This is a genomic window from Nitrospira sp. NS4 (assembly GCF_049546785.1).
Taxonomy (GTDB): Bacteria; Nitrospirota; Nitrospiria; order Nitrospirales; family Nitrospiraceae; genus Nitrospira_D.
The window spans coordinates 180,718-195,766 of the sequence record NZ_JBMWAN010000002.1; the positions used below are offsets into that span (position 1 = coordinate 180,718).

Here is a 15,049-nt window from a genome sequence, read left to right on the forward strand (position 1 = left end):
CGCAACAGACGGATCCCGTTAGGCCATACGGCAAGACCTAAGAAAGAGGCGAATCTGCTCCGCAATCTCGTCGCGCACGCGGCGAAAGGTCTGTCGGTACGCGTCGGCATCGGTGACGGCCGCCGGGTCGTCGAAGCTCCAATGGATCAGTCTGGTCCGGCCCGGCCAGAGCGGACAGGTTTCCTTCGCCCGATCGCAGACCGTCACCACATAGTCGAACGATTGATCGGTGAATTCATTCACACCTTTCGACCGGTGCCCGGCAATATCAATCCCGACTTCTGCCATAACTTCCACGGAACCGGGATTGAGCCCGACCGGATGGGTGCCAGCACTGAAGACGTCAAAGCGGTCGCCCGCCAGATGCCGCAGCCACCCTTCCGCCATCTGACTGCGCGCGGAATTGCCGGTGCAGAGAAACAATACCCGCGGCTTCATGCGGCCTCCGGCGCGGGAAACCAATGGCGCGTCCGGTTGCAGACATGGCAGACGGAGAGCATCACCGGCACTTCCACCAGGACGCCGACCACGGTCGCCAGTGCGGCGCCGGACTCCGGCCCGAACAAGGCAATCGCCGTGGCCACGGCCAGTTCGAAGAAATTACTCGCCCCGATCAAGGCCCCCGGCGCCGCCACGGCATACGGGACCCGGAGCCATTTCATCAGTCCATACGCCAACGACGCGTTGAAATACACTTGGAAGAGAATGGGCACGGCGATCAATGCGACATGGACGGTCTTCCCGAGAATATTGTCGGCTTGAAACGCAAAGATCATGAGGAGAGTCAGCAGCAGCGCCGTCATCGTCACCGGAGCAAAGCGCGGAAGACATTCCGACTCAAACCAGCGCAGTCCCCGTTGCCGGATCAGCCAGATCCGCACCAGTGTTCCGATGACCAACGGGATCACGATGAACGCCATCACGGAATAGAGCAGGACCGGCAGGGGAATGGAGAGCGATGAGGCCCCGCTGACGAGGAGGCCGACGATCGGCGCAAAGAGCACCAGCATGATGAGGTCGTTGACCGAGACCTGCACCAGGGTATAAGCCGGATCGCCATCGGTCAGATAGCTCCAGACAAAGACCATCGCCGTGCAAGGCGCGGCGGCGAGGATGATGGATCCCGCGATGTACTGGTCCGCCTCTGCCGCGCCGATCCAGGGAGCAAACAGGAACTTGAAAAAGACCCATGCCAGCAGAGCCATCGAGAAGGGCTTGACCACCCAATTAACGACGAGGGTGACCGCCAATCCCGTGGGCCGCTCACGCACCCGTTTGAGCGAGGCAAAGTCGACTTTCATCATCATGGGGATGATCATGAGCCAGATGAGGACGGCCATCGGGAAATTGATGTGACTCCCCTCGCCGAATTCCCAGGTGCGGAGTGTCTGGACCATCCCCGGCGCCCATTGTCCGAGCAGCACACCACCCGCCATGCAGAGGCCGACCCACAGAGTGAGATAGCGCTCAAACAGATTGAGCCGCTTCTCCGTTGCAGGCGGTGCCGCGCGTATGACTGCCTCCATGATCGCTTCTCTCAATTGATCAACAATTATTGATATATGCGGCAAAAAAATATTCAGCAGCGGGATGTTCCCCGCGAGGCTTTTCCACCTTCCCTCAGGAGCCGCACCATGTCCTCAAGCTCCTCCATCGCGTCGGCATGGATCGAGTAATAGATCCATCGCCCCTCCGGTCGATCCTTGATCAGTCCCGCCTCTTTCAGCACTTTGAGATGGAACGACAACCGGGACTGGCCGGTTTCAATGGCCTCGGTCAACTCGCAGACGCAGCGCTCGCCCCCGCGCAACTGCGCGAGGATTTCGAGCCGCGTTTCATCCCCGAGGGCGGAGAACACCGCCGCGACTTTCTCCCGGTTCTTGCCCGTCACGCCTTGCATGGCCTTCTTATACATCAATATATCTTGATTGATCAAGCCCGAGAAAGGCCGGTTGCGTGCGGGGACTCACTCTGCTAGTGTACGACCGGTTCGCGCACACTCAACCTTCCGCCTGATTGTCATGGTCTGGAATCCCAACGATCCCTGGAACAAACGGAGCGACAAGCTGGATGATGCCTTCAAAGAGGCTCAGTCTCAGCTGCGTGGTGTTCTCCCCTCCGGCGGGGTCAAGAGTCTCCTCCTCGTGGGGGCGGTGATTTTCCTCATCTGGCAGAGCACCTTTATCGTGGCCCCGGACGAGGAGGGAGTCGTGAAGCAGTTCGGCGCTCCGGTCAGGACCGTCGGCCCCGGTCCGCACTTCAAGATTCCCCTTGTCGAAACCGTCTTGCAGCCCAAAGTTGAAAAACTCCACCGTGTGGAGGTGGGCTTCCGCACCGATCGTCAGGGCCGTCAGCAGATGCTCCCCCAGGAAGCGCTGATGCTCACCGGCGACATGAACATCCTCGCCATCGAATTCATCGTGCAGTACAAGATCAAGGAAGCCTCGAACTACCTGTTCAGCGTCGCCGATATCCACGACACCATCGGAAAGGCCGCCGAGGCGTCGATGCGAGAAGTGGTCGGCAAGAGCAAGATTGACGAAGCGTTGACCACGGGCAAGGCGCAAATCCAGCAGGACACCCAGGTGCTGCTCCAGGCGATTCTCGATCAGTATCGCGCCGGCGTGCAGATCGCCGCCGTGCAGCTTCAAGACGTCGCCCCGCCTGACGCAGTGGCCGCAGCCTTCAAAGATGTGACCAACGCCAAGGAAGATCGGGAAAAGCTGATCAACCAGTCGCAGGGCTATCGCAACGACATTCTCCCGAAGGCCAAAGGTGAAGCCGCCCAGATGGTGAATCAGGCCAAGGGCTATGCCCAGGCGCGGCTGAATCGGGCACAGGGCGAAGCCAATCGCTTTGTGGCGACGCTCAAAGAATACAATCAGGCCAAAGACATCATCAGCAAGCGGCTCTATATCGAGACGATGGAAGAGATCCTCCCCACGATTGATAAAGTCATCATCGACGGCAAGGGCGGCGAACGTGTCCTGCCCTACCTTCCACTCGATCGCCTGAAAGCGCGAACCGGCCCCGCCGCCGAGGAGCAGAAACCGTGAGCAAGCAGGGAGTGACCATCGCCATACTTGCTGTGGTCGTCGGCCTCTTCGTGTTAGGCGCGTCGCCGCTGTTCGTCGTGGACGTGACGCAAAACGCCATTGTCGTCCAGTTGGGCGCCCCGGTGAAGAACATCACAGAGCCGGGGCTCTACGTTAAAGTGCCGTTCATTCAAGAGGTCACCTACTTCGATAAGCGTCTCCTCGACTACGACTCCGATGCCCAGGACGTGATCACGCAAGACAAGAAAACGCTGCTCCTCGACAACTTTGCCAAGTGGCGTATCACCGACCCCTTGAAGGTCTATCAAAATTTTCAAAGCCAGCGGGGAGCGCTGCAGCGTCTGCATGACATCATCTATTCCGAGCTCCGCATCGAATTAGGCCGGCACGATCTGGCTGAAATCGTCTCGACGACTCGGGCGGACCTCATGAAGGTCGTGACCCAACGATCCAACGAGAAGGCCTCTGCCTACGGAATCGAGATCCAGGACGTGCGGATCAAACGCGCCGATCTCCCCGAACAGAACGAAAAAGCCGTGTTCGCCCGCATGCAAGCCGAACGGGAGCGGCAGGCGAAACAATACCGCGCCGAAGGCGCCGAAGAAGCGCAGAAGATCCGCTCCGAAGCGGAAAAGGACCGGGAGATTATTTTGGCTGAAGCCTACAAGGAAGCGGAAGAACTGCGCGGGGCCGGAGACGCCAAAGCTTTCAAAGTGTACGCCGATGCCTATCGGCAGGACCCGAAGTTCTTCGAGTTCACCCGTTCGATGGAAGCCTACAAGAAGACCTTCAAGGACAAGTCGACGCTGGTGATGAGTCCGGATTCAGAATTCTTCCGCTATCTGAAACAGCGATAGGTCTTCTTACGACAGCCCCACGATTTCTCCGCTCACCGGATCCAGGTCGATCCGCTCACCGGCCGGTTTCTTCGGCAATCCCGGCATCAGCTGAATCCCTGAGCAGACCGCCGTGACAAACCCCGCTCCCGCGAGGATGCGCAATTCCCTGATCGGGACCGTAAACCCGGTGGGTCTCCCCTTGAGCGACGGATCATGCGACAGGGAGAGCGGCGTCTTGGCCATGCAGACAGGGAGTTTCCCAAAACCTAGCGCTTCCGCTACGTCAATCTGGCGTTCCGCATCGGGCTCGAACTTCACCCCGGCCGCCCCATACATCTGCGAAGCAATCGTTTCGATCTTCTTCCTGATCGGCCAATGGACATCGTAGAGATGGGTAAAGTTGGCAGGCTGTTCCACCGCACGAATCACGACATCGGCCAGTTGTTCAGCGCCTCGCCCGCCGTCGGCCCAGTGCGTCGAGACCGCGGCGTCGATCGCGCCGGCCTCCCGAGACCGATTTCGAACCCATTCCAATTCGGCAGGAACATCGCCTTTGAACGCGTTGACCGCCACGACGACCGGAATGCCATGGGCCCGCGCATTGGCGATATGTTGTTCCAGATTCGCGAAGCCCTTCTCCAGGGCCGCCTGATTGGGACCGGTCAATCCGGGAGGCAATGGCGCGCCCGCTTTGGCAACGCCTCCCCCGCCATGCAGCTTGAGCGCCCGTAATGTCGCCACCACGACAGCGGCAGCCGGTTTCAACCCCGACACCCGGCACTTGATGTTAAAAAACTTCTCGGCGCCCAGATCGCTCCCGAACCCGGCCTCCGTGACGACATAATCCGCACACCTGAGCGCCACGGCATCGGAAAGGATGGAACAATTGCCATGGGCGATATTGCCGAACGGGCCGGTATGCACAAAAGCCGGGGTTCCCTCTAATGTCTGCACCAGATTGGGGAGCAACGCGTCCTTCAACAGGACCGCCATTGCCCCCGCGCAGCCCAGTTCTTCGGCGGTCCCGACAGCGCCGGATTGCTTCATTCCCACTATGATCCGGCCAAGCCGCTGACGGAGATCGGCTTGACTCGATGCCAGGGCAAGCACGGCCATGATTTCTGAGGCTTCAGTGATCACAAACTGCCCGCCATGCCGCTGTGCCTCCTCCCCTACCATGATCCGGCGAAGCGCGCGGTCACTGACCCCCAACGTTCTGGGCCAGGTAATTCGGCCAATATCCAAACCGCGCTCGTTGCCGTGAAAGAGGTGATTGTCCAGAAAGGCGGAAAGGAGATTATGGCTCGCAGCGACCGCGTGGGCATCGCCGGTAAGATGCAGATTGATCTCCTCCATGGGAAGCACCTGAGCACGCCCGCCTCCGGTGCCGCCGCCCTTGATTCCAAATACCGGACCGAGGGACGGCTGCCTGAGGGTCACAGCCGCGCGCTTGCCCAAGCGGGACAGCCCCATAGCCAGCCCGATCGATGTCGTGGTCTTTCCTTCGCCGAGAGGGGTGGGGTTAATCGCCGTCACCAGAACATAGCGTCCTAAGGGACGGGCCTTCAGGCGATTCAGCACCCGCAATGAGATTTTAGCCTTGCTTGAGCCGAATACCACGACTTCGTCGGCTTGCAGACCAAGCTGCTCGGCGATATCGAGGATCGGGCGAGGTCTAACGGATCGGGCGATTTCCAGATCAGTCACAATGACCCTGTGGAAATACAATTTGAATCACGAATGTCCGGCGCAGGGTACACTATGCCTCTGCTGCAGGGCTAGGGGGTTGATTGCGAGGGGGATAACGGGTGAAAAGCCGACTGGCTCACAGTTTCCCTTGAGTCGGCAGTTGAAGGCAACCGAGGGAAACCGGTGAGGTCTACTCCAGAATATACTTGTTGGGATCGAGCGCCTGTCCGTTGACCTTGACCATGTAGTGAAGATGGGGACCGGTAGCCAGACCGGTGCTTCCGACAAGGCCCACCACATCGCCGCGCTTTACTCGCTGTCCCTCCTTCACAAGGGACTTCGCCAAGTGGCCATAGATCGTTTCAATGCCGAATCCGTGATCGAGACGAACTAAATTCCCGAGCTTGGGATCGAATCCCACTGAGGTGACTCTGCCTTGCGCAGGGGCCTGCACCGGAGCATTCGGAGCCGCTCCAATATCAAGGCCATCGTGCCAGGCCGGCTTTTCGGTAAACGGGGAAACCCGAGGACCGTACCCGGACGTAACCCACCCCTTTACAGGCCAGATGGATGGAGTCGCCGCCCAGCGGGAGGACCGCTGCTCTGCAACCTGCGACAGCTCATTCAAGATTTTCTCTTGGTTTTCAGCCTCTTTTGTCAACCACTCCAGGTTTTCCTTAACGGACGCCAAGACCTCTTGATCAGTGCCCTGCGTATCTCCGGATCCGGAATTTGCCTGCCCTTCTCCGACCTGTACGGGACCCAGGGAGGATTGGGAATCGTCAGACGCCTTCGACTTGTCCATTCCTGGAACCACGGAACCTTCAGGAAGCGGGGTTTCCTCACCGCCACGCCCGTTTACCAGATCACCAGGCCTGCTCGAGGTATCGATGCCCAACATCACCCTGAGACGTTGGTTGACCTCTTTCATCGCCCCGATGCGCTTTTTGAGGTCTTCGATCGCAGAAGAAAAGGCGGCAGTCTGCTGACGGGCACTCATCGCCTCTGTCCGGAAGGCGGATAGCTCCCATACTTCGCCGGTCCGGACCACATAATGGGAAATAACCAGGATATCGGCCAAGAGGCAAATACAACAGGCAATCAATAAGTTACGAACAAATTTCCTCGAAAAACTGAAGCGAAGCGGCTTCGCAGTAGACCCGCGAAAAATGACGACGGTGTAGGCGTCGCTGCTCTCTTGATTTGCTGTTTGTCCCATGCTCTTCACTCCCTCGATGTCCGGGGGACCCTGCACCCTTTAGAATGATCGTACTCTACCTTCACTACCGACCAGGGTCAACCATTTTGATACTTCAGAAACCAGGCTCAACCCAAATTACCAATTAGATGGACACCTCTCGCCTGACCCACTCTAGATATTGTGGGAGCCCGTCTTTGACTGCTACCGCCACGATCTCAGGAACCTTGTAAGAATGCAATTCTTTGATCGCTTTTTCGATGGCCCCGTATTGATCGCCTGTTGTCTTGACGACCAACATCGACTCCTCCTCCTGCGCAATTTTGCCCTCCCACCAGTACATCGAGTGGACTGACGGAACGATCGTGACACAGGCTGCATAGCGAGCGGTCAGGACGGCGTTGGCTATCTTCCTGGCCTCATCGAGTCCGGAAGTCGCAACCAATATCACCACGATGTCCTTCTGATCTGTCGTCATTTCTTTCCCAAAACCTTACCGAGCCCCATGGCCCTAATCGATTCCCTTAACGCATTTCCTTCACAGAGAGAGATGGGTCCTGGCATATCACTGGACAGCCAGAAGGTCTCCCTGTGACGCCTGTCGCAACTTCTGTACCCATTCTGCAGCATCAATGAATATAAAATATGTCAATATTTCAATTACTTATATATTTCATTGCCGTCTCTATCGGCGGTCATCTCAACCCCACTGTTCGCAAATTGCTACAGGAAGACAATTTCCAGTACCACTCGCAAAACCTTGCCACTCGTCTAGTACCTACCTTCTACAAGGTCCTCGTGATCTACAGCACAGGTCGCATATTCCTGAGAGAACTCCTGAGCAGGAAAATTTGACAGACTTTTTAGCGGTCACTTATGATGGACTTCGCACTTGTTGAGGAGGACTTTCGATGAGCTATTCCATTGGAGTGAAGGAACTGAAGGCCAGACTGGATAAAGGGGATAAACTCGTTCTGCTGGACGTCCGCGAACCCTGGGAACATGCCCTGGCAAAACTGGATGGATCGGTCCTGATCCCTCTGGGCACCTTGCCGCACTCCCTCGCAAAGCTGGACAAGAACACAGAAATTATCGCCTATTGCCACCACGGGATGCGCAGCGCCGATGCCACAGGCTTCCTGGTTCAGCAGGGGTTCCCAAATGTGAAGAATCTGGTCGGGGGAATCGACGCCTGGTCAACCCAGGTCGATGGCAGCGTCCCCCGATACTGACCAAGTCCCTGCCATTGTCAAACTATGCGCGGGATGAACTCTCGTCCTGAGATGTAGTTTTGTGCTCAACTAATTTTCTCGCGGAAAAACGCTACCGTTTTCTTGAGGCCCTCGGCGAGATCAACCTTCACCTCCCAACCAAGCTCTTGGCGGATTTTGGTGGAATCCACGAGGCTGCGCATCTGCTCCCCTTTTTTGGCCGGACCATGCACTTCTTTGGCGGAAGCTCCGGTGAGATCGGCCACCATCCTAAAGAGTTCGTTAATTGAGGTCTCCACCCCCGTGCCAACGTTATACACACCCTTCGTCTGCTGGCCCATGACTGCCAGATTGGCCTCAACCACGTCATCGACGAACACGAAGTCACGGGTCTGACGACCATTCCCGTTGATGATGGGTTGCTCATTATTCAGCACCTTCTGGATGAAAATCGCGACCACCCCCGCCTCGCCTTCCGGATCCTGCCGCGGCCCATACACATTCGCATACCGCAGGCAGACGGTCTGAATCCCACTTGTCCGCTGAAAATACGACACGTAGTGTTCCCCGCACAATTTGCTGATCCCATAGGGGGACAAGGGATTCGTAGGGTGCGACTCCGGGGCGGGATAGGTTTCCTGCTCACCGTAGATCGCCCCGCCGGATGAGGAGAACACCACTTTCCTGGCCCCATGCAGCACCGCCTGATGCACCACATTCATCGTGCCCAGAATATTCACCTGCGCATCAAACACCGGGTCCTCGACGGACTTTCTGACGCTGACCTGCGCCGCCAGATGAATCACAACGTTGGGCCGCTCGTTGCGGAAAATCCTCTCCAGACGCCAACTCTGAATATCGACCTTGTAGAGGCGGGCGGCACGGTTGACGTGTTTGCGTTTCCCGGTCGACAGATTATCAACGACCACCACCTCATGGCCTTCTTCGACCAGCCGATCGACCACATGGGAGCCAATAAACCCTGCGCCACCCGTAACCAACACCTTCATTCATCCCTCCAACTCATGAGGATCCGCTGCGCGTGTCCGTGTCCTTCATAGCATAATTTGCCGAATCGAACTTGAAAATTGCCAAAAATTCGAGATTGCCCTTCTTGCCCTTAATGGGAGAATCGAGCGTGGCCGTGGACACGAGTCCGAGCTGCGCGGCAGAGGTAAGAATCCGTTGCAGCGCCGACTGTCGCAGCCCTTCATCGCGAACAATCCCGCCGCGTCCGACCTGCCCCTTCCCCACTTCGAATTGGGGCTTTACCAGGGCAATGACGATCGCGCCGGAACGCAGGAACTGGATAATCGGCGGCAAGACCATCGTGAGAGAGATAAAAGAGACATCGATCACCACCAGGGAAACCGGCTCCGGGATGAGCGACCGATCAACGTAACGAACGTTGGTGCGCTCGAACAGGGTCACGCGAGGGTCCTGACGCAGGCGCCAGTCGAACTGGCCGTATCCGACATCGACGGCATAGACGCGCGCGGCGCCGCGTTGCAGGAGACAATCGGTAAATCCCCCGGTCGAACACCCCACATCGAGGCAGACGGCTCCCCGCAAATCGACGGCGCACGCATCGAGCGCAGCCGTGAGCTTGTCCCCGCCCCGGCTCACAAACCGGCTTCCCTGCGAGACCAGATCGATCGCCGCGTCAAGAGGAACGAGCTTCGCCGGCTTGTCGGCCAGCGCCCCGTCCAACCGCACTTCTCCGGCGAGGATCATGCGAACGGCCACATCCCGGCTCTGGGCCAAACCGCGCGCAACCAACACTCGGTCAAGCCGGTCTTTTGAAGGGCGCGTCTGAGTTCCCATGCGTGAGAAAGAGGGGGTTAAGGGAGAATGACGCGGGCCGACGCGGGCCGCCTACGACTCAAGCGAGGCCGCATCGGCATCATCGTCATCAAGAGAGAATGCGCGCAACTGCTTCTTGCCGTTCTTGTCCTGCACCAGGACTTCCACTTTGTGTTCGGCCTCTTCCAATACTTTGAGACAGTTCTTCGACAGCCGAATGCCCTCCTCGAAAATCTTGAGAGATTCGTCCAGCGGAAGGTCGCCCTTTTCCAACTCCCCGACAATCGCTTCGAGGCGCGCCATCGCCTGTTCAAACTTCACAGCCGCCACAATCGACCCCTTATCGTAAAAATGACTCCGTGCATTATAACCACTCGTCGGGTGATTTCAAACCGCGTTATCCGGCTTCACCGCCCTCACCGTACAGAGCAGCTGTCCGTTGACCAACTGCGCGCGAAGATCCTCTCCGACCGCCACATCATCCACCGTGCGAATCACAGGACCGGACGGAGCGCGCCGGAGAATGCTGTATCCCCGCCCTAAGGTCGCGAGCGGGCTGAGCGCGTGCAAATTCCCGAGGGACGCTTGGACCCGCTGCGTACGACTCAGAATTTCTTGCCGCATGCCGCGATGCAGGCGGCTGAGTAATTGCGGAACCACGGCAAGCCCATGGCGGACTTTTGCTTCAGGACTCCCCGCCATCAAGGCCCGCTCAACACGCTGCACACGGTCCTGACCGGCCTGCACAGCCCGGCGCACCGCAGCTGTCATTCCGAACACTGCGGCATCAACCCGCTGCAGCTCCTCCTGAATCCGATAGCGCACCGCCGCCATTCGGTGCGTGGCCAACCGCAACCGCTGACGCTCCTCATCGGTCCGGCGCGTCACAGCCTGCTGAAGCCGCGCCGTCAATTCCGCCAGCCGGCTCACGATCTGCGCCAGCAGAGGCGCCACGGCCTCGGCAGCCGCCGACGGCGTCGGCGCGCGGAGATCTGCGGCAAAATCGGCCAGCGTCACATCCGTCTCATGTCCGACGGCGGAGACCACAGGGACACGAGACGCGGCGATCGCCCGCACCACGATCTCCTCATTGAAACTCCAGAGATCCTCCAGCGAGCCGCCCCCGCGCCCCACGATCATGACATCGACCCAACCCGAATCGCTGAGGGTCCGGATCGCGGCCGCAATCTGCTCCCCAGAACCGTCCCCCTGTACTTGCACCGGGACGATAATGATCCGCAAGGTGGGACAGCGCCGATGCAGCACGGTCAACACATCGCGCACAGCGGCTCCGCTCAGCGAAGTGACCACGCCGACGGCGCGCGGCCACTCGGGAAGCGGCCGCTTACGCTCCGCATCGAACAGTCCTTCCGCGGCGAGCCGCGCCTTCAACTGCTCGAACGCTACCTGCAATGCCCCGCGCCCCTTGGGCTCCACATAGTCCAGAATGATCTGATATTCGCCCCGAGGCTCGTAGACCGTCACCCGCCCCCGCGCCACGACGTGGAGGCCATCCTCCAACGCAAAGCGCAGCCGAACCGCCGCGCCCTTGAACAGGACTGCGCGGATCTGACTCGACTCGTCTTTCAGGGTCAGATAGAGATGGCCGGAGGCCGGAGCGCGAAGATTTGAAACTTCCCCCTCCAGCCACACCTCGGGGAAGCCGGTTTCGAGAGCCGACCGGACCAAACCGGTCAGTTCCGACACGGTCAGAATCTGTCGGATCGGCGCGGGAGAAGGGAACATGGATGCGGACGTTGGGAAGCCCGTAGCGCGGTCTCCCTTAATCGATAACCCGTATACGTTCGATCGTGATCGCCTTGCCGAGCCGCGCGTCCAGCTCGACCAGCACGGCACAAAACACCGACGGGCCGGAGGCCACTTCAAACCGCTTCGGCATGCCGGTCAAAAACTTCTCGATCGCCAATTCCTTTTTGACGCCGATCACCCCGTGCAACGGCCCGGTCATTCCGATATCCGTGATATACGCCGTGCCCTTGGGAAGCACCTGGTCGTCGGCCGTCTGCACATGCGTGTGCGTGCCGACCACCGCCGTCACCTCCCCGTCGAGATAGTGGCCCATCGCCATCTTCTCCGACGTGGCCTCCGCATGCATATCGACGATGACCGCGGCCGCTTCACGCTTCAGCTTGAGCAGTTCCCGCCTGGCCACCTGGAACGGACAGTCGAGCGTCGGCATGTAGGCCCGCCCCATCAGTTGGAGCACGGCAAGCCGCTCCCCGCCAGCCGATTCCACGATGTAACTCCCCTGGCCCGGCACACCCACCGGATAGTTGGCCGGCCGCAACAGTCGAGGCTCGCGGGGAAAATACTCCAGCACCTCTTTTTTATCCCAGGCATGGTTGCCCGTCGTAATGACGGACAGGCCCATTTCAAACAGGTCCTCCGCCAGCTCCGGCGTAATGCCGAATCCCCCGGCGACATTTTCGCCGTTCCCAATCACCACATCGACCTGGCGCTGCGACACAATGCGCGGCACCATCCGGCTGACCGCACGGCGTCCCGGCTCGCCGAAGATATCACCGATAAAGAGCACCTTCACTTGGCGTACTCCACATACCGGCTTTCACGAATCACGGTAACCCGGATCTGCCCGGGGTACGTCAGCTCCTGCTCGATTTTCTTCGCCAGATCGCGCGAGAGCTGGAACGACTCCGTATCCGTAATATCTTCCTGCCGGACGATCACCCGGATCTCCCGGCCGGCCTGGATCGCATAGGCCTTCTGCACCCCCTTGTAGGCCACGGCGAGCGCTTCCAATTTCTCCAACCGCTTCACATACGACTCCAGCGCTTCGCGCCTGGCTCCCGGCCTGGCCGCCGACAAGGCTTCCGCCGCCGCGACGAGAACGGATTCCGGACAGATCGGCTCCACCTGTTCGTGGTGGCCCGCAATCGCGTTCACGATCTTCTCGTTCTCGCCGTACTTCTTGGCAATCTCAGCCCCCAGCATGGCGTGCGGGCCTTCCTCTTCGTGGCTGACCGCTTTCCCGATGTCGTGCAGCAGAGCCCCGCGCCGCGCCAGCTTGACGTCGAGCCCCAGTTCCGATGCCATGATGCCGCAGATATAGGCGGCCTCGCGGGCATGATACAGATTGTTCTGTCCGTAGCTGGTCCGGTACTTGAGCCGGCCGAGCACCTTGATCAATTCGGGATGAAAGTCTGAGAGGCCCAACTCAAAGATGATCTTTTCGGCCTCTTCGTACATCAACTTGTCGATATCGACCTTCACCTTTTCGACGATCTCTTCGATCCGCGTGGGGTGAATGCGCCCGTCGTGCATCAGCCGTTCAAGCGACACCTTGGCAATCTCGCGGCGCAAGGGGTCGAAACCGGAGATAATCACCGCCTCCGGGGTTTCATCGATGATGAGATCGATACCGGTAGCCGCCTCGATCGCCCGAATATTCCGCCCCTCGCGGCCGATGATCCGGCCCTTCATCGCATCATTCGGGATCGGCACCACGGAAATGGTGGACTCAGAGACATAGTCGCGCACCACGCGCTGGATGGACCGGGCGATGATCTCGCGCGCTTCCCGCTCGGCATTCTCCCGCGCCTCTTCCAAGGTCCGCTTGGCCACTCCGGCCGCGTCGAGCCGCGCCTGGCTTTCCATTTCCACCATCAGGTGTTTCTTGGCTTCCTCGGCCGTCATGCCCGCGACTCGCTCAAGGGCCTCGCGATGTTCCCGCTCCGCTTTGGCGCAGGCCGCTTCTTTCTTGGCCAAGCCTTCCTCACGCCGTCCCAGTTCCTGGTCGCGCTTCTGGCACTCCGCCTCGCGCTTCTCGACGGCGCCGATTTTCCGGTCCAGATTCTCTTCCCGCTGCACCAGCCGTTTTTCCGTGACGGCCAACTCGCCCTGCTTGATTTTCTGTTCCTTTTCGACTTCCGTCTTGGCTTGAAACACCAAGTCCTTCGCTTCCAGCTTCGCCTCTTTGATAATGCTCTCGGCCTCGCGCTGGGCGTTCTGCACCACATGCTTGGCTTGTTCTTCAGCTTCCGCTTGTTTCCCGGCTGCAAGATTTCGACGAACCAACTCGAGGAGGCCGGCCCCGATCAGGGCTCCGACCAGCCCGCAGAGAATATAGGCAACGATTGAGGTAGAAATGGGAGCACCCCCTTCTCGGAGAAAATAAGCGACGACCGCCTATCTTCTACATGCTGTTAGCAATGAACCGCTATGCGGGGGTGTGGAGACACGAGGAAGGCCCAGACTGAAGGACTACATCATCCCTGAAACGATTGCACTCGCGAACGGGAAAATCCGACACCTGTGTCTGTGTGTCCACCTCTATCCGGCCGAAGCACCCGAATTCGCGACACGATTTTCCGCCGAAGAGGGACCGGAAATAAAACAGGCCGACCGTGCGACATCCCCCCTTGACCGGGTAGAAGGAGCGACAATGTGTCGCTACTCAGATCAAGGACCGTCCACACGAACCGCCGAACGGGGATCACCCACGTGGTGAGGATCCACCGGACTACACATTCATACACAGAGAGAGGACTGTTCATTGGTGCGTTCACGATTCGACTATCTCGACCGCGTAACCTGTTCTGGATGATCTTCCTGGGATACCTTTCCTCAGACTCGACACGCGCATAACCAAATACACTAGGCCCACGATAACAAAGGATTTTTCCGAAAGCAAGGCGAAACTCACCGGAAGAGCGAGGTCGGCATCTGCTCTTCGATGGATTCCATCAAATTGACCATGCGACGCTCCACGTCGGCCTCGCCTTGCGCCCGTTTCTTTTCCGACTCAAAGAGCTGATGCGCCAGATTGACGGCGGTGAGAACTGCCAGCTTGGAGGGAGTGGCCGTCTTCATGCCTTCGGCCAGCCGTTTCATATGATCGTCGACAAAGCTGGCAAGACGCCGGATGTACGCATCGTCGGCCTGTCCGCGAATCGAGTACCGTTGGCCGTAGATTTCGACATCAATGGTCTTAGTCAAGAGCCACCTCCTTGGTGTCTTCTAAACATTCCAACAGCTCGATCTCGCCCATCACCTTTTCGATTCGCTCCTTAATATCGACCCGTTCCTGTTCCCACCGGAGATTCAAATCCTCTTGCGTGGCGATACGCTGACGCGCGGCCTTGAGTTCATCTTCCAGCGTCACATTCTTTCGCTTCAGGTCCTGCACCAGCTTCACCAGATCACGAATCCGCGTTTCCAAAGCATCGAGTCGTTCCAAGGCCATACCAGCAAATCTCCTTTAAAACCCAATAG

The 15,049-nt window shown here is 58.8% G+C and carries 17 protein-coding genes; 3 read left to right on the plus strand and 14 right to left on the minus strand.

Going from position 1 to position 15,049, the window contains the following annotated elements; genetic code table 11:
• Nucleotides 1–18 precede the first annotated feature (18 nt).
• Genes ACO9S2_RS05310 through ACO9S2_RS05320 form a run of 3 tightly spaced genes read right to left on the minus strand, consistent with a single transcriptional unit; the run spans nucleotide 19 to nucleotide 1,915 of the window.
• Nucleotides 19–438, minus strand: a complete 420-nt coding sequence (locus tag ACO9S2_RS05310; protein WP_423720906.1) for an arsenate reductase ArsC — start codon at nucleotides 436–438, stop codon at nucleotides 19–21.
• Nucleotides 435–1,526: an ACR3 family arsenite efflux transporter gene (gene arsB / locus ACO9S2_RS05315; RefSeq protein WP_423720907.1), complete on the minus strand. Its 1,092-nt coding sequence runs from the start codon at nucleotides 1,524–1,526 to the stop codon at nucleotides 435–437. The genes ACO9S2_RS05310 and arsB overlap by 4 nt, the downstream gene beginning before the upstream one ends.
• Nucleotides 1,527–1,579: 53 nt before the next feature.
• Nucleotides 1,580–1,915 (minus strand): ArsR/SmtB family transcription factor, encoded by a 336-nt coding sequence (locus ACO9S2_RS05320; protein WP_423720908.1) that lies wholly within the window; start codon nucleotides 1,913–1,915, stop codon nucleotides 1,580–1,582.
• Nucleotides 1,916–2,021: 106 nt separating this feature from the next.
• Here ACO9S2_RS05320 and hflK point away from each other — a divergent pair, with 106 nt between their 5' ends.
• Nucleotides 2,022–3,056 (plus strand): FtsH protease activity modulator HflK, encoded by a 1,035-nt coding sequence (gene hflK / locus ACO9S2_RS05325; RefSeq protein WP_423720909.1) that lies wholly within the window; start codon nucleotides 2,022–2,024, stop codon nucleotides 3,054–3,056.
• Nucleotides 3,053–3,913 carry a protease modulator HflC gene (hflC, locus tag ACO9S2_RS05330; RefSeq protein WP_423720911.1) on the plus strand — a complete coding sequence of 287 codons (861 nt, stop codon included), beginning with the start codon at nucleotides 3,053–3,055 and terminating at the stop codon, nucleotides 3,911–3,913. Before hflK ends, hflC begins: the two co-directional genes overlap by 4 nt.
• Before the next feature lie 6 nt (nucleotides 3,914–3,919).
• Here the strand turns inward: hflC and ACO9S2_RS05335 are convergent, their stop codons facing one another.
• The 3 genes from ACO9S2_RS05335 to cutA form a co-directional block, all read right to left on the minus strand.
• Nucleotides 3,920–5,605 (minus strand): formate--tetrahydrofolate ligase, encoded by a 1,686-nt coding sequence (locus tag ACO9S2_RS05335; RefSeq protein WP_423721562.1) that lies wholly within the window; start codon nucleotides 5,603–5,605, stop codon nucleotides 3,920–3,922.
• A gap of 169 nt (nucleotides 5,606–5,774) precedes the next feature.
• The gene (locus ACO9S2_RS05340; protein WP_423720912.1) at nucleotides 5,775–6,803 is read right to left on the minus strand and encodes a M23 family metallopeptidase; all 1,029 of its coding nucleotides are present in this window, start codon (nucleotides 6,801–6,803) and stop codon (nucleotides 5,775–5,777) included.
• Between the two features lie 124 nt (nucleotides 6,804–6,927).
• Nucleotides 6,928–7,260, minus strand: coding sequence for a divalent-cation tolerance protein CutA (cutA, locus tag ACO9S2_RS05345; RefSeq protein ID WP_423720913.1), 333 nt, complete (start codon nucleotides 7,258–7,260; stop codon nucleotides 6,928–6,930).
• A gap of 433 nt (nucleotides 7,261–7,693) precedes the next feature.
• On the opposite strand from cutA, the gene ACO9S2_RS05350 reads away from it, so the two are divergent.
• Nucleotides 7,694–8,014, plus strand: a complete 321-nt coding sequence (locus ACO9S2_RS05350) for a rhodanese-like domain-containing protein (protein WP_423720914.1) — start codon at nucleotides 7,694–7,696, stop codon at nucleotides 8,012–8,014.
• A gap of 65 nt (nucleotides 8,015–8,079) precedes the next feature.
• Here the strand turns inward: ACO9S2_RS05350 and ACO9S2_RS05355 are convergent, their stop codons facing one another.
• The 8 genes from ACO9S2_RS05355 to ACO9S2_RS05390 all read right to left on the minus strand — a co-directional run bounded on the left by ACO9S2_RS05355 (nucleotide 8,080) and on the right by ACO9S2_RS05390 (nucleotide 15,020).
• Entirely contained in the window at nucleotides 8,080–9,003 is a 924-nt protein-coding gene (locus ACO9S2_RS05355) for an NAD-dependent epimerase/dehydratase family protein (protein WP_423720915.1), read from the minus strand.
• 13 nt (nucleotides 9,004–9,016) lie between these two features.
• Complete coding sequence (locus ACO9S2_RS05360; protein ID WP_423720917.1) at nucleotides 9,017–9,817, minus strand: TlyA family RNA methyltransferase; 801 nt, start codon at nucleotides 9,815–9,817, stop codon at nucleotides 9,017–9,019.
• 51 nt (nucleotides 9,818–9,868) lie between these two features.
• Nucleotides 9,869–10,126, minus strand: coding sequence for an exodeoxyribonuclease VII small subunit (gene xseB / locus ACO9S2_RS05365; RefSeq protein ID WP_423720918.1), 258 nt, complete (start codon nucleotides 10,124–10,126; stop codon nucleotides 9,869–9,871).
• Nucleotides 10,127–10,183: 57 nt separating this feature from the next.
• The gene (gene xseA, locus ACO9S2_RS05370; protein WP_423720919.1) at nucleotides 10,184–11,542 is read right to left on the minus strand and encodes an exodeoxyribonuclease VII large subunit; all 1,359 of its coding nucleotides are present in this window, start codon (nucleotides 11,540–11,542) and stop codon (nucleotides 10,184–10,186) included.
• Between the two features lie 37 nt (nucleotides 11,543–11,579).
• Entirely contained in the window at nucleotides 11,580–12,359 is a 780-nt protein-coding gene (locus tag ACO9S2_RS05375) for a TIGR00282 family metallophosphoesterase (protein WP_423720920.1), read from the minus strand.
• Nucleotides 12,356–13,924: a ribonuclease Y gene (rny, locus tag ACO9S2_RS05380; RefSeq protein WP_423721563.1), complete on the minus strand. Its 1,569-nt coding sequence runs from the start codon at nucleotides 13,922–13,924 to the stop codon at nucleotides 12,356–12,358. The genes ACO9S2_RS05375 and rny overlap by 4 nt, the downstream gene beginning before the upstream one ends.
• A 552-nt stretch (nucleotides 13,925–14,476) precedes the next feature.
• Nucleotides 14,477–14,773 (minus strand): cell division protein ZapA, encoded by a 297-nt coding sequence (locus ACO9S2_RS05385; protein WP_423720921.1) that lies wholly within the window; start codon nucleotides 14,771–14,773, stop codon nucleotides 14,477–14,479.
• The gene (locus ACO9S2_RS05390) at nucleotides 14,766–15,020 is read right to left on the minus strand and encodes a hypothetical protein (protein ID WP_423720922.1); all 255 of its coding nucleotides are present in this window, start codon (nucleotides 15,018–15,020) and stop codon (nucleotides 14,766–14,768) included. The genes ACO9S2_RS05385 and ACO9S2_RS05390 overlap by 8 nt, the downstream gene beginning before the upstream one ends.
• Nucleotides 15,021–15,049 lie beyond the last annotated feature (29 nt).

Excerpts from the sequence above, each read along its gene's own strand:
- hflK (WP_423720909.1), top strand. The coding sequence starts at position 2,022 with ATGGTCTGGAATCCCAACGATCCCTGGAACAAACGGAGCGACAAGCTG.
- ACO9S2_RS05390 (WP_423720922.1), bottom strand. The coding sequence starts at position 15,020 with ATGGCCTTGGAACGACTCGATGCTTTGGAAACGCGGATTCGTGATCTG.
- ACO9S2_RS05340 (WP_423720912.1), bottom strand. The coding sequence starts at position 6,803 with ATGGGACAAACAGCAAATCAAGAGAGCAGCGACGCCTACACCGTCGTC.
- xseA (WP_423720919.1), bottom strand. The coding sequence starts at position 11,542 with ATGTTCCCTTCTCCCGCGCCGATCCGACAGATTCTGACCGTGTCGGAA.
- cutA (WP_423720913.1), bottom strand. The coding sequence starts at position 7,260 with ATGACGACAGATCAGAAGGACATCGTGGTGATATTGGTTGCGACTTCC.
- ACO9S2_RS05310 (WP_423720906.1), bottom strand. The coding sequence starts at position 438 with ATGAAGCCGCGGGTATTGTTTCTCTGCACCGGCAATTCCGCGCGCAGT.
- ACO9S2_RS05320 (WP_423720908.1), bottom strand. The coding sequence starts at position 1,915 with ATGTATAAGAAGGCCATGCAAGGCGTGACGGGCAAGAACCGGGAGAAA.
- arsB (WP_423720907.1), bottom strand. The coding sequence starts at position 1,526 with ATGGAGGCAGTCATACGCGCGGCACCGCCTGCAACGGAGAAGCGGCTC.
- ACO9S2_RS05360 (WP_423720917.1), bottom strand. The coding sequence starts at position 9,817 with ATGGGAACTCAGACGCGCCCTTCAAAAGACCGGCTTGACCGAGTGTTG.
- ACO9S2_RS05355 (WP_423720915.1), bottom strand. The coding sequence starts at position 9,003 with ATGAAGGTGTTGGTTACGGGTGGCGCAGGGTTTATTGGCTCCCATGTG.
- ACO9S2_RS05350 (WP_423720914.1), top strand. The coding sequence starts at position 7,694 with ATGAGCTATTCCATTGGAGTGAAGGAACTGAAGGCCAGACTGGATAAA.